This is a genomic window from Desulfobacter sp., from assembly GCF_050177295.1.
The window spans coordinates 1-18,089 of the sequence record NZ_JBFXHE010000050.1; the positions used below are offsets into that span (position 1 = coordinate 1).

The window sequence follows — 18,089 nt, forward strand, 5'->3', positions numbered from 1 at the left end:
AAAATCTTTCCATTCCCCAGGACCTTTTTGACTACTGGGCGGGTTACAAATTTGCCCGGCAGAAAGATTATGCCAATGCTGCAAATGTCTTGAATGCTTTTCTTGAAAAATATCCCGATCATCCCAAGACCAAGCAGATAAGGGAACTTTTGGCAGGTCTGGGCACCACATCCTTTAATAAAAAGAAGCTGGGGGTTATCCTGCCCATGTCCGGGAAGTATAAACTTTACGGACAAAAGGCCATGAAAGGTATAGAGCTTGCCATGGCCCGGCTATCTGAATCCGGTATTAAGGATTTAATCATTGTGGTCAAGGACAGTATGTCAGATCCCGCACACGCTGCCATGTGTGTGGAGCAGCTTGGAAAGGAGAATGTTTTTTCCATTCTGGGGCCCATTTTCGTTTCAAAGGAAGTGGCTGACAAGGCCCAGGCCCTTGGTATTCCCATGATGTCCCTGACCCAGAAAACTGAATTTCCCCAATATGGGGATTATATATTTACCCATTTTATAACCCCTGAGATGCAGGTCCAGGCCTTAGGGACTTATGTTTTTCATGAACTGGGACTGAGGAAAATGGCTGTCTTATATCCGGACGATAAATATGGAAACCGGTATATGCAGGCGTTTAGGGAGATGGTAGATCAGTTTGAAGGCCAATTAACGGCAGCCCAGGTATATGACGGCAGCAAGACTGATTTTTCAGCTGCCATCAAAAGGTTGATCAGTAACACGGGGTTAGATTTCCAGGCACTTTTTATCCCGGATTCAGTGACCAGGATCAATCTGATACTCCCCCAGCTTGTTTACCATGATGCCCGGGGCTTTGTCCTGTTAGGGACAAACCTGTGGCACAGTGACAGCTTCTTAAAAGAGACCAGAAGGTATAATCGAAACACCATCATCTGCGACGGATATTTTTCCGGCAGTGCCAATCCTGAAACCGCATGGTTTGATAAGGCATTTCAGGATTTATACCAGGAAAAACCCGGCTTCCTTGAGGCCATTGCCTATGATACGGCCCAGATTCTGTTCACGGCGGCCAACGCCGATGATGTTAATTCAGGGAGAGAACTGAAGGATATTCTACAGGGTCAATTTATCTTTGACGGGGCCACCGGCCGCACACGTTTTGATGAGACCGGCACCCCGCATAAGGCGTTGTTTCTGATCACCGTAAAGGATGATCAGTTTATGGAGATCAATGCTATGGAATCAGCCGTTAAATAATGAATTCTGGCCTGTGGATTCAAGAACCGACTGCCACAGCCTGCCTGACGGATCCATTTTTTTGCGCCGTCCGGCTGAGGCATCCATGGGGACATGGACATAATTATTATTCCAGAAGCTGATAAGCAGATTGGTTTTACCGGCCATGCCCGCATGTACGGCATCCCTTGCCAGCAGTCCGCAGAACACCGAGTCATTGGCATTGGCCGGCAGGCTGCGGATGATGTAGGATGGATCAATGTATTTCAAAGAGATGGGGATAGCTTTGGATTCAAAATAGGCACTGATTTCCGCCTTTAAAAACAGCCCAATATCCTTGAGCTTCACATTGCCCGATGCATCATGCTCAATATCCTTGTCTTCAAAAAAATTCTGGCCAGCCCCTTCGGCAACAATGATCACCGCATGCTTTCTTAAGGCCAGACGCCGTTCCAGAGCTGCCAGAAGTCCGTTTTCGCCATGCAGCATGATTTCTTCTTCAGGGATGAGCACAAAATTGGCGTCAGGCTGGGCAAGGGCTGCCGTGGCTGCCAAAAATCCCGAATGCCTGCCCATGAGCTTGATCAGACCGATACCGTTGGGATAGGCCTCGGCTTCGTTATGCGCCCCCTTGATTGCCAGGGTGGCCACGTCCACGGCTGAATCAAAGCCAAAGGAACGGGAAACCAGGAAGATATCATTATCAATGGTTTTTGGAATGCCAACCACGGAAATCTTCAGCCCGCGGTTTAATACTTCTTCACCAATGGCCTTTGAGGCCATAAGGGTTCCGTCGCCACCCACCATGAAAAGCAGCCCCACCCCAATACGTTCCAGGCAGTCCACAATTTCCCCGATATCCTGGCCTCCCCGGGAAGAGCCTAGCATGGAGCCCCCGGTATTCTGAATGCCTGACACGCATTGCGGGTTAAGCTCAATCAGGTCATGGCCGTATTTTGGGATAAAGCCCTGGAGCCCGTAGCGAATACCATAAATATTTTTAACACCATACACATGGGACAATTCAAGCACTATCGACCGGATAATATCGTTCAGTCCGGGGCAAAGTCCTCCGCAGGTAACCACCGCACACTTGAGTTTGCTGGGGTCAAAGTAAATTTTTTCCCGGGGTCCGGCCTGTTCAAAACTGAGTATACCGTCTTCTTTTTCTTGGGCAACAGGGTCAACCCTGACATCAACGCGGATTCTGTATTCATCTTTCATGAACCGGGTTTTACCGTCACAGGCCACTCCCTGGGAAACCAGAGGAGACGGAATCCGGGCAGGGCCTAAAACGGGAATGGTGGTGTTGATGTTCATACTTTTCATTGAGTGCCTCCATTAAATTTAAAGGTTCCCTTTCCCAGAATGTCGTGGAGATGCAGTAATCCTTTAAGGCAGCCTTTCTCTCCAAGGATGGGCAAAACCGTAATTTCATATTTTTCCATTAAATTCAGGGCATCATACAGATAGGAGTCAGGGAATAGATGTCTTGGGGAGCAGGTCATCACCTCATCCACAAGCAGGGTGTCGGCTGTGCGGCCCCCTTTTGCCATCCAGTGCCGGACATCCCCGTCAGTAAGGATACCCATGAGTTTATCAGCAGAATCAAGCACAAAAACAGCACCCAGGCGGTGAGCATCCATGCAGGCAAGGGCCTGGGCCATGGTGGCACCTGTTTGTACACAAGGTACGCCTGATTTTTCAAGCATCAGCTCGCTGACCTTGCCTGACAGGCGCTGTCCCAGTGCGCCGCCGGGATGGGAACGCATGAAATCAGCTTTTTTAAAGTTTTTCTTTTTGATCAGGGCCACGGCCAGGGCATCCCCCATGGCCAGCTGGGCCGTGGTTGAACAGGTCGGTGCCATATTCAAGGGGCAGGCTTCTTTTTTTACGCCGGTGTATATAATCAGATCGCAAAATCCTGCCATGGTGGATTCTGGCTTTCCTGTAAACCCTGCAATCCTGCAGCCCACCTCCCGGATCACCGGCAAAAGCTGGTTCAGTTCTCCTGTTTCACCGGAATTTGAGATGGCAATGAATATATCATTTCGGCTGACCATGCCAAGGTCCCCGTGAACCGCTTCAACCGGATGAAGGAACAGGGCATTGGTTCCGGTACTGCTTAAGGTGGCGGCAATTTTTCTTCCGATTAACCCCGATTTCCCGATTCCCGAAATGATGACCCGTCCTTTTGCATTGCAGATTGCATTGACAAGGGTTTGAAAATCCATATTAAGTTTTTCAATAAGGTCCAGAAGAGACTGGGCTTCCATTTTAAGGACTTGAACAGCATCGTCTATGATCATTGGTTTTCCCGAATTATTATTAGACTGGATATGGTTAAGGTCATGATATTTGACGTTTTCATATTATACATCAGAAAGGAACTGCCCACAAGAGACAGAATCCAAATATACCATAGAACAAATATTTCTTTAAAAATAATTAGTTGACAATTAAAGTGGCATTATGATAGTTGGGTACGGTTTATTTTTCCCGGTTATATAAAAACCGGTTTTATTTTGAAATTTATAACACCATTATAATAATGAAATATAACACTGAAACAGGAAGACGATTATGATTTGTACAACGGTTAGAGAAGGCCAGGATTGTGTATTCATGACTGCCCAGGGCTGCAGCTATAACGAAGGCAACTGCCTTCCCATCATTGATGAATGCAAAGGATGCCAGAAAAGTGGCGAGTTTTCCACCGGCGTTTACTGTACTGCTGCACCTGACCCGTCTCTGAAATGGAAAAACGGCAACTGCAACATGGCCACCCATGTCAAAACCGCCACTGAAACCAAAAAACAGAAACTTAACCCAATCAAGGCCTCCAAGCGAAGATAACACAACTAATTCTGTACATGAAAAAACTCTGCAGTTTTCCTTGGGCTTCCTTGGGTCTGACTGCAGGGTTTTCTTTTTTTCAGATATACATTTCACTGAACTGGATAATACTTTAATTTACAGGTTGAATCATGAATCCAATTGCCCAGGAGTTGAATAACACCATTAGACAGGCCGCGCCCCATGTGTATGAAATGCTTTCTGATATGGGGAAAAAACTGTTTTTCCCCAGGGGTATTTTAACCCAGAGTGCTGAAGCAAAGTTAAAGGCTTACAGGATCAACGCAACCATCGGCATCGCAAGGCAGGGCAGTTGTGTTCTAAGTCTTCCTTCCGTGACAAAATACATTACAGAAATTGAACCGGATAATTACCTGTCCTATGCTTCCTCATTCGGGCTGCTGGAACTGCGTGAAAAATGGCTTAAGGAACTGTATGTTAAAAATCCTTCCCTTGGGGGAACTGCCGTCAGTCTGCCCATCGTCACATCCGGTATCACCCACGGGGTTTCCATCTTGTCGGACATGTGGGTAAATGCCAACGATGTTATTGTCATGCCGGATATGATATGGGACAACTATGACATGATCTTTCGTGTTCGCAATAGTGCCCGGTTTGTTACATACAAATCCTATGACGACGCACTGACCCATTTTAACCTAGATGATTTCGAGCGTGTGATCAGGGAACAGGCGGCTCACAATGACAAGATCATTACCATGCTTAATTTCCCCCACAACCCAACCGGGTATACCTTAAGCAAGGAAGAGGCGGCCCGTGTTGCTCAGATCCTCATTGATGTTGCACAAAAGGGAACCAATGTGGTGGCAGCCTGTGATGACGCCTATTTTGGACTGTTTTTCGAAGAGGAAACATCCAAACAGTCTCTGTTTGCCAAGCTTGCCGGCAAATCGAGCCGGCTTGTGGCTGTCAAACTCGACGGACCCACCAAGGAAGATTATGTCATGGGATTCAGAACCGGGTTTACCACTTACGGGGTTGCAGCGGATGCCAACCTTGAAGGGGTGTATAAGGCCCTGGAAAAAAAGACAGCCGGATGCATCCGGGGCAATATCTCAAATTGTTCCCATTTAAGTCAGACCATTCTTGTCAAATCCATGCAAGATGAAAACTATAAAACCCTTAAACAGGAAAAGTTTGACCTGCTCAAATCCCGTGCCACTGCCATCAAAGAGGTGCTCAAAGATCCCAAATATGCGGAGGGTTTTGATGTCTATCCGTTTAATTCAGGATATTTCCTGTGCATTCGTGTTAAGGGTGTGAATGCAGAAGCGTTAAGGCTTCATCTGCTTGACAAATATGGTACCGGTCTGATCTCCATTGGAGAAGACAATCTTCGGGTGGCTTTTTCATGCCTGGAGGAAAAGGATGTGAAAACTTTATTTGACATTATCCTTTCAGGGATCAATGATCTGAGATAAGTAAAATTTTTTATGGGATGTTACAATGGGAGGCAGAAAAAGTGGTGTTGATCTGAAATATGCCGGCAAATGGGTGTTCTATTTTGTTCTGATAGGCGTCATGTCAGGCCTTGGGGCCATTCTGTTTCATTACCTGTGCGGCCTTGGTATGCATTATTTTATGGATATGATGGCCGGATACAGGCCCCAGGGACCTGCAGGCGAGCATCTGCTGCTGCCCCACACCGATACCCCGTTCAACAAGTGGGTATTATTATTTTTACCGGCATTGGGCGGGCTTGTTTCCGGGTGGATTGTTTATACCTTTGCCCCCGAGGCAGAGGGGCATGGCACGGATGCCGCAATTGATGCCTTCCATCGCAAGGGCGGCATTATCCGGTCACGGGTTCCGATTATCAAAACCATTGCCTCCACCATCACACTGACCACCGGCGGTTCAGGAGGCAGGGAAGGCCCCATTGCCCAGATCGGGGGCGGATTCGGGTCTTTTCTGGCCACCAGGTTCAACCTGTCTGAACGGGAGCGGTGCATCATGATGGCCGCAGGCATCGGTGCCGGTGTGGGCAGTATCTTCAGAGCGCCTTTGGCCGGCGCACTCTTTGCCGCAGAAGTACTCTACCGCGATCCTGAATTTGAGTCTTCGGTTATCATTCCGGCAGGTATCTCCTCTGTGGTGGCTTATTGCACCTTTTGTCTGGTTTTCGGATGGGGATCGCTTTTTGAGTCCCCGGCGTTTAAATTTCACAATCCGCTGCAACTTGGTCCCTACCTTGCCCTTGCCGTGGTTCTGGTGGTTACCGGCGTTTTATATATTAAAGTATTTTACGGGACGACAAACCTGTTTAAGAAGCTGAAAGTCCCAAATCATATCAAACCTGCGGTTGGCGGGATTTTGACCGGCGTTATCGGCTTTTTTATGCCCTATACCCTGGCGTTTGGATATGGCATGGCCCAGAATGCCATTTTTAACCAGCTGACCATCCCCGTGCTTTTAACACTGGCTATAGGAAAAATTTTCACCACGTCATTTTCCATTGGGTCTGGCGGGTCCGGCGGTGTGTTCGGGCCTTCGGTTGTCATTGGCGGAGCCATGGGCGGGGCAGTCGGGCAGTTTTTCCATATGTTTCTACCCACGGTGGTAACCCAGCCCGGCGCCTTTGTTATCGTTGGTATGGCAGGGTTTTTCACGGCTGTGTCCAATGCCCCCATATCCACCATTATATTTGTCAGTGAGATGACCAACTCCTATCATCTTCTGCTGCCAAGCCTTCTGGTCTGTTCGGTGTGTTATCTTTTGTCAACAAAATGGTCCATTTATGAAAATCAGGTAAAATCGCGGGTGGATTCGCCACTTCATGCCGGAGAATTTATGATAGATATTCTTCAAACCATAAAAGTGGAAAAACTTAAGACTTTGATCAAGGAAGTCAGATGCCTGAACCAGGACATGAGTTTCTGTCAGTTTAAAAAAATATTTCAGACCACCAAACAAAGATATTTTCCCGTCATGAATGACCAGGGGAAATTATGCGGCATTTTTTCCTCCACAGATGTCCGGGAGGTCCTTTTCTCAAGTGAGCTTGAGCAACTGGTCGTCATGAAGGATATTATGGTATCCAGTATGATTACAACCACTTTGTCCGAAGATTTGAACACGGTACTGCTCAAACTGACAAAGAAAAACATTGATGCCCTGCCTGTGGTGGATGAGGATGATCCGGGCCAGTTTATCGGCATGCTTTACCGCCGTGACATCATTGCCTATTATAACCTTCATATAACCAGAATCCGGGAATCCGAAATATAGCACTCTAATTAATAAGTTACCTGATGCAAAAACAGCCCCTTTGAAGGCGCAGTAGCGCCGGCAAGGGGACGTTCACACGAATAGAGTATTTTATTGAACATTTCCGGATTAATCCGTCCTGTACCGGCATCTTTCAGCGTACCCACTATATTTCTAACCATGTTTTTTAAAAATCCTGTGGCACAGATGCAAAATTCCAGCCGATCGTGAGGCATCTTTGCCCAGCTTGCACTGAAAACCGTTCTTACGGTGGAAGATCTTGGACTGCCTGTATTCTCAAAGGCTTTAAAATCATGTTCGCCCAAAAGGTATTCACAACACTGATTCATGATGTCAATATCCAGAACCGGTTTTACATGCCATAAATAATCCCGGCCAATGGCAGTGGGGGTTTCCCTGTTCAATATGTAATACCGGTACTCTTTGGAAAGGACATGGTACTGGGCATGGAAATCAGAATCTGCAAGACAGCAGTCATGGATCACAATGGGACCGGACACAAGGCTGTTCACCCCTTTTTGAATGATATCCGGGGCAAGTCGGGTCTTTGCATGGAAATGGGCGACCTGGCCCCGGGCATGAACGCCTGCATCTGTACGCCCGGAACCATGAATTTTAATGTCCTGGTTTAAAATGGTGGATAATATGCGTTCAAGTTCACCCTGGATGGTGGGTTTATCAGTCTGGCGCTGCCACCCGAAAAAGTCGGTGCCGTCATAGGCCACCACAATTTTGAAATTCTTTGCCGGGTTATATGGCATTCTCGTTATATATTATGGAAAGGATTGACTGAGCGATGGTTGTCTGTTTTTCTGTGCATATTCATAATCACCTCTTTCACCCCTTCAACATTTTCCGCAATGCTTTTTATTTCATTAAACGCATCATTTTTTATGTCCGACAGACCTTCCGAATCGCTGATCTCTACAACACCGTCATCGGCTGTGACGATGCTTTTGGGAGCTATTTTCACAAGCGCTGCATGGACTTTTGCGGAAAGAAGCGAATCATCAAGGATTTTTTCCGATTCGGGTGTGGTTTCAAAATTAGGTTTCCGAACCGTCCGGCAGATCAGATCTGCGGCATCTTCAACCGAAAGGTTTTTTATATTAATGACCATATCATAAAGTCTGCTGTCCCATGTATCAATTCCGTATAACCTAAGTCCCCATTTTCTTCGTTCATCATCATCTTTTCTCAGAATATAACGTGCTTTTTCCTCGGAAATATTTTCCCGCCTGACTTCTTCTTTCACACGTTCTTCCATATCTGATATGATTCTAATTTTCAGTACATTGGGGATATTCAGTAGAAAATAGTGCCCCGCCAGTCCGTGATACACAACATTGTCTTTCCGAATATGCTGTAAAAGCGCCTTACGGATATAACTTACATAGCGTTCCCTGCCGTGGGTGAATCTTTCAAGAACGGAGGGCGCATCATGAAGCGCCCTGACCAGCCTGATCTCCGGGATATTGAATTCTTCCGATGCTTCCAGAAGAATATCACGGGAAATACATTCATACCCCAGTTCTGTGGCCACCTTTTCAGCAACTTCCTTTCCGCGACTGTAAGAACCTCTTGAGATGGTGATAACGGACATTGTGAACTCCTTGTTTTAAAGTTTGTATGTCAAAGGATAAACTTTAGGTTAGTATTGATCAAGAAATATTTTAACATCTGAATCACCGGGTCGTCCGGTGCATTTTGATTGTCAGGGAGCGATATATTCGGCCATCTGCGGAACTAATGAAATAAGCTTCTTTGCTTCCTGGGAATTTAGATCCATAAGTGTGAAATCAGAAAATTCAAAACCAGGAGCAACTGAACAGCCCACCAAGACCGCTTCGGAAATAGGTGTTGCCGCTTGCCAGAAACCAGAAGGGACAACATGACAGAAACAATTGTCGCAAGCAGATAAGGTAACGCATTGGGGCGGCGTGTTTGTTCCATCCCATGTAAAGAGTTTAATTCCTGTTCCCTGGTAGAGATTCCAAACCTCATCAGAAGAAACTTTATGGAATCTGCTTATTTCTCCCCGGTCTAACGAAAAATAAATGTGGGTCAAAGCTGACTTTATAGTGCCATCATGTTTTGACACTGTCTGGGCGGATCTAAAAACTTCACGAAATCTGCCTCCCTCTGGATGTTCTATGAAATCAATCGGTTTCATAATATAATTTGAAAAGACTCCCTATCGAAGTTGATTTGTAGTTTTTGTCATTAAACAGCATAAAGGGATCGCGATAGTTTGACAATTGCCACATTGTGGTATATTTTTACCTGACAAGCTTAATAATTTATGGAAAGAACCTATGACCAGCAAGGAATTTAAAATATTCAGATCCCGTTTAGACCGTACCCAGAAAGAGATGGCCCAGCTTCTAGGGGTATCCGTTAAAGCAATCCACAGCTATGAGCAGGGATGGCGCAAAATCCCGGGCCATGTGGAGCGACAGATCTATTTCCTGCTCTCCCGCATCCTGCAGCGGACCGGCGAGAAAAAAAAGTGCTGGGACCTTTTGCAATGCCCGGAAGAGCAGATGAACCAATGCCCGGCCTATGAATTCAAATCCGGGGATGTGTGCTGGTTTGTCAACGGCACCCGGTGCGGGGGCAAAACCCATGGTTCCTGGGAAAAGAAAATGGAAGAGTGCCGAAGTTGTGATGTATTCTTGGCATTGTTTGATAATATGCAGGGGAGTTAAGAAAAAATGAGTCTGCCGGATAAAAGCGACAATCTGTGCCGATGTGCGGGCACACGAATCCGAAATGTTCAAAGAACGGCCCTTCCCGGGATCATTGACCGGATCATCAATACACTGGATGATCCTGAATGCTTTGCCCACATCGGGGATGAACCCATCCATTTTTCCACCTCAGTCAGGGATATGATTGAAAACTTAAGAAATATTCTGTTCCCCGGATATTTTTCAAATGAAAAAATGGACAGTGTCAACCTGACCTACCATATGGGCCAGGAAATCACACGGCTCTACGACATCCTTTCCAGGCAGGTCATCCATGTGCTGCGCCATGACTGCCTGAGATATGACAGGGTATGTTCGGAATGTGAACGCCGGGGCAATGAAGCCGCGTTCACGGTGATCGAACAGATTCCGGTTCTGCGGAAGAAACTATCCGCCGATGTCAGGGCCGCCTATGACGGAGATCCTGCCGCCAAAAGCCACGATGAAATTATTTTTTCCTATCCGGGTCTGTATGCCATTACGGTTCACCGGATCGCCAGGATCCTTCACCAGCTTGATATCCCGCAACTGCCCAGGATCATGTCGGAACTGGCCCACAGCCTGACCGGCATCGATATTCATCCGGGTGCCACCATTGGTGAGCGCTTTGTCATTGACCACGGAACCGGCGTTGTAATCGGGGAAACATCTGTGATCGGTGAAAATGTGCGCATCTACCAGAATGTCACCATCGGTGCGTTGTCCCTTCCCAGGGATGCGGGAGAAAAGCTGCGCTGGGCCAAGCGCCACCCCACCATCGAAGATGATGTGATTATTTACTCCGGGGCCACAGTGCTCGGGGGCGACACCGTTATCGGGGCACGGTCCGTTGTAGGCGGAAACGTATGGCTCACACACTCAATTCCGGCAGATACCAAAATATTTATGGAAGAACCCCGCCTGATTATTAAAAGCCAGAAAAAGGAGACAGTCCTTGAAAACAATTAACAACATCACCCAGGCCTGTGGTAATACCCCCCTGGTTTATCTGGAAGCACCTTCCCGGGAATGCGGGGCAGATCTTTTTGCCAAACTGGAGTATTTCAATCCTTTGGGCAGCGTCAAGGACCGGGTCGGTCTTGCCATGATTGAGGCAGGTCTGAAAGGCGGACAGATCGGACCGGACACCCTGATCGTGGAACCCACCTCAGGGAACACCGGTATTGCTCTTGCGTTTGTGGCCTGTATAAAGGGGCTGAAGCTTGCGTTGACCATGCCGGAAACCATGAGCCTGGAACGCCAAAAACTGTTGCGTCATTTAGGGGCACAACTGGTTCTGACCCCGGGACGTCTTGGCATGCAGGGTGCCGTGGACAAAGCGACCGAGATGGTGGCAGCCCATGAGAATGCCTATATGCCTGACCAGTTTTCAAATCCTGCCAACCCGGCTGCCCACCGGGCCACCACCGGGCCTGAGATCTGGGAGGCGGTACAAGGCCGGGTTGATATTTTTGTGGCAGGGGTGGGTACCGGCGGCACCCTTACCGGGGTAACGGAATATATCAAGGGCAAGCATCCGGATCTTATGTCCGTTGCCGTGGAACCGGCTGAATCGCCGGTACTCTCCGGCGGGAAGGCCGGTCCCCACGCCATCCAGGGCATTGGTGCCGGTTTTGTCCCGGCTAACCTGAGCCGAAATCTGGTGGACCAAATTTTTCCGGTCAAAGGAGAAGATGCCATAAATGGTGCCAGAACCCTTGCCAAATCATACGGAATTCTTTGCGGCATCTCATCGGGCGCCAATTTTCATGCCGCCTTTCAGACAGGCCTGCAGCATCCGGGGAAAACCATTGTTTTTATTGTATGTGACACGGCAGAGCGTTATATCAGCACGAACCTGTTCGACTGGTAATTGCCCTGGGGTCGGTCATACATTCCGGGCGCAGCATTTCATCCAGTTGAACTCTGGTAAGCAGCCCTTTTTCCAGAACCAGGTCATATACACGCCCGCCGGTTTTGAGCGCTTCCTTTGCAATGGCGGCTGACTGCTCATAACCAATGACCGGAACCAGCGCGGTGACCAATCCGATGCTGGTCTGGACATAATTCTGGCATATATCCCGGTTCGCTTCAATGCCGTTAATGCAACGTGCAACCAGTGTGATACAGCCATTTTTAAGGATCATCATGCCGTGCAGCAGGTCATAGGCAATGATTGGCTCGCCCATACACAGCTCCAGTTCACTGGATTCCGCAGCCATGGACACAACCATGTCGTATCCTATGACCTGATAACAGATCTGGTTCATCAATTCCGGGATAACCGGATTTACCTTGCCTGGCATGATGGAAGAGCCAGGCTGCATGGGGGGCAGATTAATTTCATTCAGACCGCAGCGGGGGCCGGAAGAGAGCCATCGCAGATCATTACAGATTTTTGAAATCTGCACTGCCGCAAGTTTGAGATTGGCAGACATATGGACAAAAATGCCGGCATTCTGGGTGGCCTCCACCAGGTTTTTTGCCCTTCTCAGCTGAAAACCGCTGACTTGGTTAAGCTTTGCCACCACCAGGGCGGCGTAGCCTGGCGGACTGTTTATGCCTGTACCGATGGCTGTCGCCCCCATGTTCACATCCCGAAATGCATCGGCCGCCTGGATGATGGAACTGATGGCGCTGTCAATCATGACCGCATAGGCGGAAAATTCCTGACCCAGGGTCATGGGAACCGCATCCTGATTTTCGGTGCGCCCCATCTTCAGAACATCTTTAAACTCTTCAGCCTTTCTTTCCAGTGCATAGCGCAGTTCTTCCATTGCCCGCACCAGATTTTTTTTGGAAAGCAGGACCGCAAGTTTTATTGCCGTGGGGTAGGTGTCATTGGTGGATTGGGAGCAGTTAACATGGTCATTGGGATGCAGATACTGATACTCGCCTTTATTGTGACCCATGATCTCCAGGCCGCGATTGGCAATGACCTCGTTGGCATTCATATTGGTAGAGGTTCCGGCACCGCCCTGAAACATGTCAACGGTGAACTGGTCGTGCAGTTTGCCGTCCAGGATTTCATCACAGGCCTGGGCTATGGCCGCCATCTTGGCCTGATCAATCCTGCCCAGTTCATGATTGGCCAGGGCTGCAGCCTTTTTGACCATGGCCAGTGCTTGGACCATGTGTTCAAAATTATTGATATGTACACCGGAAATGGCAAAGTTTTCCATGGCGCGCCGGGTCTGTACGCCGTAATAAACATCATCGGAAATTTCACGTGCTCCCAGGGAATCATGTTCCAGGCGAAAACCGCTTGTGACCACATTATCGTTTTTCTTGTTTTCAAAGAGTTTATTGGAAAGCATGCGCATCCGCTGGTTAATGCCGACGGCAATCTGGGAGACTATTCTGTAAAAAAAATCTGGCTCAGTTTCTTTGAACGCATCAATTTTTTCCCGTGATATCTGCCAGATTTTTACGCCGTTTCGGGTAAAGGCACCATTGGTGTGTGAATCATTTCCCAGAAAAGCGCCCTCGCTGATCATGGACCCTGCAACCATTGAGCCAAGCCTGCGGGAAGAGCCATGCAGTCCACGCACTATTTCCACTTCTCCTTCAAGGATGATGCCGGCCCATCTTCGGGGCGTTGATTCGTGGAATATCCATTCATTGGGCTGATACACCTGCTCCTGGCCCTGGGCGAGAAAAGTTGCCACATCCTCCTCGCTGATACCGATGGATTTTGCAGCTACCCTTATAATACGTTGTTCTATAAACATGAAACTCTCCTAACTATATTATCACAAAGAAGCGAAAAAATGGCCCCGGTATTGATTAATTCGTACAGGGTATAATAATATTTCAATATTATCTATGAATAGGATGAAAATGCCATGAGACTGCTTTTGGTTGAAGATGATGAAAAAATAGCCAGCTTTGTTGAAAAGGGACTAAAGGCATCCGGGTTTGCCGTGGACGTGGCCAACACAGGCCCGGACGGCCTGGATATGGCTTTAGGTGCGAATTTTGATACCCTGATCATTGATATCATGCTGCCGGGCCTGGATGGGTTTACCCTGATAGAAAAACTGCGGGCCAAGGGGAAAAACACCCCTATTATTGTACTCAGCGCCCGGGGCAGGGTGGGAGACCGGGTTAAAGGCCTTGAGGCTGGTGCTGATGACTACCTGACCAAACCCTTTTCTTTTTCAGAACTGCTGGCCCGGGTCCAGGCGCTTATCCGGCGGGCCGGGAACAGCACCGAACCCGTGTCCCTGTCCTATGCGGATTTAAGTGTGGATATTGTCAAACGCCAGGTCAAAAGAGGAGACGTTTTTATTGAGCTGCAGCCCCTGGAATTTTCCCTGCTGGAATACCTGGTACGCAACCGGGAGCGCGTGGTCTCCAAAACCATGATCATGGAACATGTCTGGAACTATAATTTCGACCCCATGACTAATGTGGTGGAAGCCCGTATCTGCCGGCTGCGCGATAAGATCGACAAGGGATACCCAAGCCGGCTTATCCATACGGTCCGTGGTGCCGGGTATGTATTAAAGGCCGAAGATGACTGAGTTTTTCCGCACCGGTTTTTTCAGGAGCATCGCCTTTCGTCTGACCGTATGGTATGCAGGTATTTTTTCCATCTCCTCCTGTGTGGCTTTCGGCCTGTTCTATTTTCTTGCCACCCAGACCATCATGAACCAGGTGGACCAGGAACTGATGGACAAGGCAGGATATTTCCGTACGGTCATCAGCCGAAGCGGAATTATGGGCGCCCAGAATCTGGCCGTTATTGAGGCCCAGGCAGCAGGGGAAAAGCAGATTTTTTTCAGGCTGCTCTATCCCACAGGCGAGGTCTTTGCCTCCTCCTCCATGTCCTATTGGAAAGATGTCCGTCTGGACAAGAAAATGGTGGACCGGCTGATGAAGTCCCGGGTTACGGTGTTTAATACGGATCACATTGCAGGCCAGGAACAGAATGCCAGAATGATGTATACCTTTGTGGCTTCCAATGTTATTTTGCATACCGGCCTTGCCATGAATGCATATTCCCGGTTTTTATCGGGTTTTAAAAAAATATTTTCCATTTCCATGGGGTTTGTTATTTTATTTTCAGCGGTTTCAGGTATGTTTTTGTCCAGGCAGGCCCTTTACGGTGTTGCGGCCATCAGGGCCACAGCGAGCACCATCACCGGCTCCAATCTGAATGAACGGGTTCCGGAATCCGGAAGCCGGGACGAGCTTGATCTTCTGGCCGTGACATTTAACCGGATGCTGGACCGGATTTCAGCCCTGGTAAAAAGCATGCGGGAGATGTCCGACAATATTGCCCATGACCTTAAAAGTCCGCTGACCCGGATACGGGGATTTGCGGAACTGGCATTGATCCAGGAGAGTCCTGGGGATATCGAGTCCTACCGGACCATGGCCGCCAACACCATTGAAGAATCCGATCATCTGCTGGACATGATCAACACCATGCTGGTCATCTCCCGGGCCGAGGCAGGGGAGGCTGAATTTGAGTGCGCACCCGTGGATTTAAGTGCCATGATCATTGATGCCTGGGATCTGTTTGTGCCCCTGGCCGAAGACAAGCAGATTACCTTTACCCAGCAGGTGGACAATGGGGTGTGTATCCAGGGGGATTCAGGCATGCTCCAGCGTGCCTTTGCCAATCTGATTGACAATGCCATCAAATATACCCCCGAAAAAGGCAGTGTCCACGTGACGCTGCAGGCTTGCGGCAAAGAACTGGTGGAAATTGGCGTCAAAGATTCCGGGCCTGGTATTGCGCCACAAAACCGTCAAAAGATCTTTGAGCGTTTTTTCAGGGAAGAATCTTCCCGGACAACACCGGGTACAGGGCTTGGTTTAAGTCTTGCCAGAACCATTATAGAACAGCACTCAGGTACAATTTCAGTGCAATCCTGTGAAAATGGGGGAAGTATCTTTATCGTAACATTACCGCATCGTAACTTTGAAATCATTTAAAAATTATCTTTGTGTTTTATTCTTTGTTTGCATCCACAAAGCAAGCTTTTGAAATATATTAATAAGGAGGTATAAAATGAGACCTGTGAACAGGCAAATCAAAATTATTACTACATGTCTGATGCTTTTTGGCTTTTGGGCTTTTCCTGCATTGTCAGGTGCGCAGACCCGGATGGTTCCGGCAAATTTTTCACAACTGGCGGAGCAGGCCAAGCCTGGTGTGGTCAATATCCAGACCGTAAAGACAATCAAAGGCGGCGGCCGGGTCTTTCGGCATTTTTTCGGTTCGCCCTTCGGCAACCAGCCGGGGTTGGAAGATTTTTTCAGTCCTTTTGAAGGGTTGCCGCGGAATCGTACGGAAAGCAGCCTTGGATCAGGCTTTATCATTGATAAGGCAGGATACATTGTAACCAATAACCATGTAATTAAAGATGCGGACCAGATCAAGGTTATCCTCCATGATGACCAGGAATATGATGCCAAGATTATCGGCGCAGATCCTGTAACAGACCTTGCATTGATAAAGATTGATGCCAAGGATCTTAAGCCGTTGGAGTTCGGATCCTCCAAAAATGCCCAGGTCGGTTCCTGGGTCGTGGCCATTGGTTCTCCCTTTGGCCTTGAGCAGACAGTGACCGCCGGCATCATTTCAGCCAAGGGCAGGATTATCGGTTCCGGCCCCTATGATGATTTTATTCAGACTGATGCCTCCATTAACCCGGGTAACTCCGGCGGACCTTTGCTGAACATGGACGGAGAGGTGGTCGGTATCAATACCGCCATTATTAAATCCGGCCAGGGCATTGGTTTTGCCATCCCTTCGGATCTTGCCACCACTGTCATTGATCAGCTTAAGGATTCCAAGCGCGTATCCAGAGGATGGATAGGCGTGTCCATCCAGGATGTAAGCAAGGAGATGAGTGAATACTATAATTTGGATCCGGATGAAGGTGTTTACGTGGCAAAAGCCTATGAGGATAATCCTGCCTATGAGGCAGGCATCCGTCAAGGCGACGTGATCATCCGTGTTAACGGTATAAAAATCAACTCATCCAGGGACCTGACCCTGACCATTGCCAATTTAAGGATGGGTTCCAATGTCAATATCGAGGTGGTTCGTCAGGGAAAAAATAAAACGTTCACGGTTAAGCTTGGTGAACGTCCGGATAGCGTAGAAGATTCCCAGTTCGGAGAAGAACCCAACGGCTTTGATGACCTGGGCTTTATGTTTAAACCTTTGGATAAGGGTTTGGCCGAGCAACTTGGTTATCCCTCATCCATCAAAGGGCTTGTGGTGATCCGGATTGATCCGGATTCCCAGGCAGCAATTTCCGGCGTGAGACCAGGGGATCTGCTGGTGGAAATAAACCATAAAAAAATTACCGGCATAAGTGACTATACCGGAATAATGCGTAAAATAGAGAAAGGCCGGACCGCCCATATGCTCTTCAGGCGGGGCAGCTCCCAGATATTTGTGGTCCGGTTTCGAAAATAGAAAGATTTAACAGCAGTCAATATTAATTATTTTGAATACGGTGCATGCCAAGCATTGGTGTCCACCGTTTCAGCCATTTTATACGAGGAGAAAATTAATGTTAACGGTTTACGGAGCAGCATGGTGTCCCCATTGCACACAGACAGTTTCCTATTTGGAGCAGAAAAATATTGATTTTAAGTATGTTGACATTGAATCTGCACCCGGCGACGTGGTGCGGCAGGTTATTGAAGTCAACGGCGGTGATGACTGGGTGGTCCCCACACTTGAGAACGACGGAAAATGGCGACCCGGCAAGGTGTTCAGCCGCAGTGATATCGACAGTGACCTGAAGGCGCTTGGCCTCAAACTGGACTGACGGTGACGGTTTTTAGTTTTAAACCTGAAAGATTACCACTTGATAATACTGGCGTCATCTTCAGGTAAGGTTAAGATGCTAAGTTATCATCCAAGCCGGATAATTTGCTGTTGCGGCAAATGCGGTGCAAACCGTTATTGATACATCATAACCGGTGGAAAATCTCCCTCCTTTTTCAAAACGGGCTGCCTTTTTCAGGGCAGCCCGTTTTGATGTACAGCTGATTTCAGATCATATTCACGGATAAT

The 18,089-nt window shown here is 48.1% G+C and carries 17 protein-coding genes; 11 read left to right on the forward strand and 6 right to left on the reverse strand.

Annotated features, from left to right (window positions below):
• The coding region (locus tag AB7U36_RS06070; protein ID WP_428158900.1) for a penicillin-binding protein activator at positions 1-1,229 on the forward strand (1,229 nt) is incomplete at its 5' end.
• On the opposite strand, the gene AB7U36_RS06075 is transcribed toward AB7U36_RS06070, so the two are convergent.
• The gene (locus AB7U36_RS06075; RefSeq protein ID WP_428158901.1) at positions 1,215-2,537 is read right to left on the reverse strand and encodes an ATP-dependent 6-phosphofructokinase; all 1,323 of its coding nucleotides are present in this window, start codon (positions 2,535-2,537) and stop codon (positions 1,215-1,217) included. The genes AB7U36_RS06070 and AB7U36_RS06075 overlap by 15 nt on opposite strands.
• Positions 2,534-3,517, reverse strand: coding sequence for a KpsF/GutQ family sugar-phosphate isomerase (locus AB7U36_RS06080; protein WP_428158902.1), 984 nt, complete (start codon positions 3,515-3,517; stop codon positions 2,534-2,536). The genes AB7U36_RS06075 and AB7U36_RS06080 overlap by 4 nt, the downstream gene beginning before the upstream one ends.
• A gap of 274 nt (positions 3,518-3,791) precedes the next feature.
• On the opposite strand from AB7U36_RS06080, the gene AB7U36_RS06085 reads away from it, so the two are divergent.
• From AB7U36_RS06085 to AB7U36_RS06095, 3 genes are all read left to right on the forward strand, one after another.
• Complete coding sequence (locus tag AB7U36_RS06085; RefSeq protein ID WP_428158903.1) at positions 3,792-4,064, forward strand: PxxKW family cysteine-rich protein; 273 nt, start codon at positions 3,792-3,794, stop codon at positions 4,062-4,064.
• Between the two features lie 131 nt (positions 4,065-4,195).
• Positions 4,196-5,506 carry an aminotransferase class I/II-fold pyridoxal phosphate-dependent enzyme gene (locus tag AB7U36_RS06090; RefSeq protein WP_428158904.1) on the forward strand — a complete coding sequence of 437 codons (1,311 nt, stop codon included), beginning with the start codon at positions 4,196-4,198 and terminating at the stop codon, positions 5,504-5,506.
• Positions 5,507-5,531: 25 nt separating this feature from the next.
• Positions 5,532-7,313, forward strand: a complete 1,782-nt coding sequence (locus tag AB7U36_RS06095) for a chloride channel protein (RefSeq protein WP_428158905.1) — start codon at positions 5,532-5,534, stop codon at positions 7,311-7,313.
• 8 nt (positions 7,314-7,321) lie between these two features.
• Here the strand turns inward: AB7U36_RS06095 and truA are convergent, their stop codons facing one another.
• The 3 genes from truA to AB7U36_RS06110 form a co-directional block, all read right to left on the reverse strand.
• Positions 7,322-8,074 carry a tRNA pseudouridine(38-40) synthase TruA gene (gene truA, locus AB7U36_RS06100; RefSeq protein ID WP_428158906.1) on the reverse strand — a complete coding sequence of 251 codons (753 nt, stop codon included), beginning with the start codon at positions 8,072-8,074 and terminating at the stop codon, positions 7,322-7,324.
• Positions 8,075-8,079: 5 nt separating this feature from the next.
• Positions 8,080-8,916 carry a cytidylate kinase family protein gene (locus AB7U36_RS06105; RefSeq protein ID WP_428158907.1) on the reverse strand — a complete coding sequence of 279 codons (837 nt, stop codon included), beginning with the start codon at positions 8,914-8,916 and terminating at the stop codon, positions 8,080-8,082.
• A 111-nt stretch (positions 8,917-9,027) separates the two neighbouring features.
• Positions 9,028-9,486, reverse strand: a complete 459-nt coding sequence (locus tag AB7U36_RS06110; protein WP_428158908.1) for a cupin domain-containing protein — start codon at positions 9,484-9,486, stop codon at positions 9,028-9,030.
• Between the two features lie 142 nt (positions 9,487-9,628).
• Between AB7U36_RS06110 and AB7U36_RS06115 the strand changes: the two genes are divergently transcribed.
• Genes AB7U36_RS06115 through cysK form a run of 3 tightly spaced genes read left to right on the forward strand, consistent with a single transcriptional unit; the run spans position 9,629 to position 11,915 of the window.
• Entirely contained in the window at positions 9,629-10,021 is a 393-nt protein-coding gene (locus tag AB7U36_RS06115) for a helix-turn-helix domain-containing protein (protein WP_428158909.1), read from the forward strand.
• 6 nt (positions 10,022-10,027) lie between these two features.
• Positions 10,028-11,011, forward strand: a complete 984-nt coding sequence (locus tag AB7U36_RS06120) for a serine O-acetyltransferase (RefSeq protein WP_428158910.1) — start codon at positions 10,028-10,030, stop codon at positions 11,009-11,011.
• Positions 10,998-11,915, forward strand: a complete 918-nt coding sequence (gene cysK / locus AB7U36_RS06125; RefSeq protein WP_428158911.1) for a cysteine synthase A — start codon at positions 10,998-11,000, stop codon at positions 11,913-11,915. Before AB7U36_RS06120 ends, cysK begins: the two co-directional genes overlap by 14 nt.
• On the opposite strand, the gene aspA is transcribed toward cysK, so the two are convergent.
• A complete protein-coding gene (gene aspA / locus AB7U36_RS06130; protein ID WP_428158912.1) occupies positions 11,890-13,773 on the reverse strand; it encodes an aspartate ammonia-lyase in 1,884 nt (627 codons plus the stop codon). The two genes, cysK and aspA, sit on opposite strands and share 26 nt — an antisense overlap.
• A gap of 114 nt (positions 13,774-13,887) precedes the next feature.
• Between aspA and AB7U36_RS06135 the strand changes: the two genes are divergently transcribed.
• The 4 genes from AB7U36_RS06135 (at position 13,888) to AB7U36_RS06150 (ending at position 17,841) form a co-directional block, all read left to right on the forward strand.
• Entirely contained in the window at positions 13,888-14,568 is a 681-nt protein-coding gene (locus AB7U36_RS06135) for a response regulator (protein ID WP_428158913.1), read from the forward strand.
• A complete protein-coding gene (locus AB7U36_RS06140) occupies positions 14,561-15,988 on the forward strand; it encodes a sensor histidine kinase (RefSeq protein WP_428158914.1) in 1,428 nt (475 codons plus the stop codon). Before AB7U36_RS06135 ends, AB7U36_RS06140 begins: the two co-directional genes overlap by 8 nt.
• 76 nt (positions 15,989-16,064) lie before the next feature.
• Entirely contained in the window at positions 16,065-17,483 is a 1,419-nt protein-coding gene (locus AB7U36_RS06145) for a Do family serine endopeptidase (RefSeq protein ID WP_428158915.1), read from the forward strand.
• Positions 17,484-17,580: 97 nt separating this feature from the next.
• Positions 17,581-17,841 (forward strand): glutaredoxin family protein, encoded by a 261-nt coding sequence (locus AB7U36_RS06150; RefSeq protein ID WP_428158916.1) that lies wholly within the window; start codon positions 17,581-17,583, stop codon positions 17,839-17,841.
• Positions 17,842-18,089 lie beyond the last annotated feature (248 nt).

Excerpts from the sequence above, each read along its gene's own strand:
- AB7U36_RS06135 (WP_428158913.1), top strand. The coding sequence starts at position 13,888 with ATGAGACTGCTTTTGGTTGAAGATGATGAAAAAATAGCCAGCTTTGTT.
- AB7U36_RS06090 (WP_428158904.1), top strand. The coding sequence starts at position 4,196 with ATGAATCCAATTGCCCAGGAGTTGAATAACACCATTAGACAGGCCGCG.
- AB7U36_RS06140 (WP_428158914.1), top strand. The coding sequence starts at position 14,561 with ATGACTGAGTTTTTCCGCACCGGTTTTTTCAGGAGCATCGCCTTTCGT.
- AB7U36_RS06120 (WP_428158910.1), top strand. The coding sequence starts at position 10,028 with ATGAGTCTGCCGGATAAAAGCGACAATCTGTGCCGATGTGCGGGCACA.
- AB7U36_RS06105 (WP_428158907.1), bottom strand. The coding sequence starts at position 8,916 with ATGTCCGTTATCACCATCTCAAGAGGTTCTTACAGTCGCGGAAAGGAA.
- AB7U36_RS06115 (WP_428158909.1), top strand. The coding sequence starts at position 9,629 with ATGACCAGCAAGGAATTTAAAATATTCAGATCCCGTTTAGACCGTACC.
- AB7U36_RS06145 (WP_428158915.1), top strand. The coding sequence starts at position 16,065 with ATGAGACCTGTGAACAGGCAAATCAAAATTATTACTACATGTCTGATG.
- AB7U36_RS06085 (WP_428158903.1), top strand. The coding sequence starts at position 3,792 with ATGATTTGTACAACGGTTAGAGAAGGCCAGGATTGTGTATTCATGACT.
- truA (WP_428158906.1), bottom strand. The coding sequence starts at position 8,074 with ATGCCATATAACCCGGCAAAGAATTTCAAAATTGTGGTGGCCTATGAC.
- AB7U36_RS06095 (WP_428158905.1), top strand. The coding sequence starts at position 5,532 with ATGGGAGGCAGAAAAAGTGGTGTTGATCTGAAATATGCCGGCAAATGG.
- AB7U36_RS06150 (WP_428158916.1), top strand. The coding sequence starts at position 17,581 with ATGTTAACGGTTTACGGAGCAGCATGGTGTCCCCATTGCACACAGACA.
- AB7U36_RS06080 (WP_428158902.1), bottom strand. The coding sequence starts at position 3,517 with ATGATCATAGACGATGCTGTTCAAGTCCTTAAAATGGAAGCCCAGTCT.
- AB7U36_RS06075 (WP_428158901.1), bottom strand. The coding sequence starts at position 2,537 with ATGAAAAGTATGAACATCAACACCACCATTCCCGTTTTAGGCCCTGCC.
- AB7U36_RS06110 (WP_428158908.1), bottom strand. The coding sequence starts at position 9,486 with ATGAAACCGATTGATTTCATAGAACATCCAGAGGGAGGCAGATTTCGT.
- aspA (WP_428158912.1), bottom strand. The coding sequence starts at position 13,773 with ATGTTTATAGAACAACGTATTATAAGGGTAGCTGCAAAATCCATCGGT.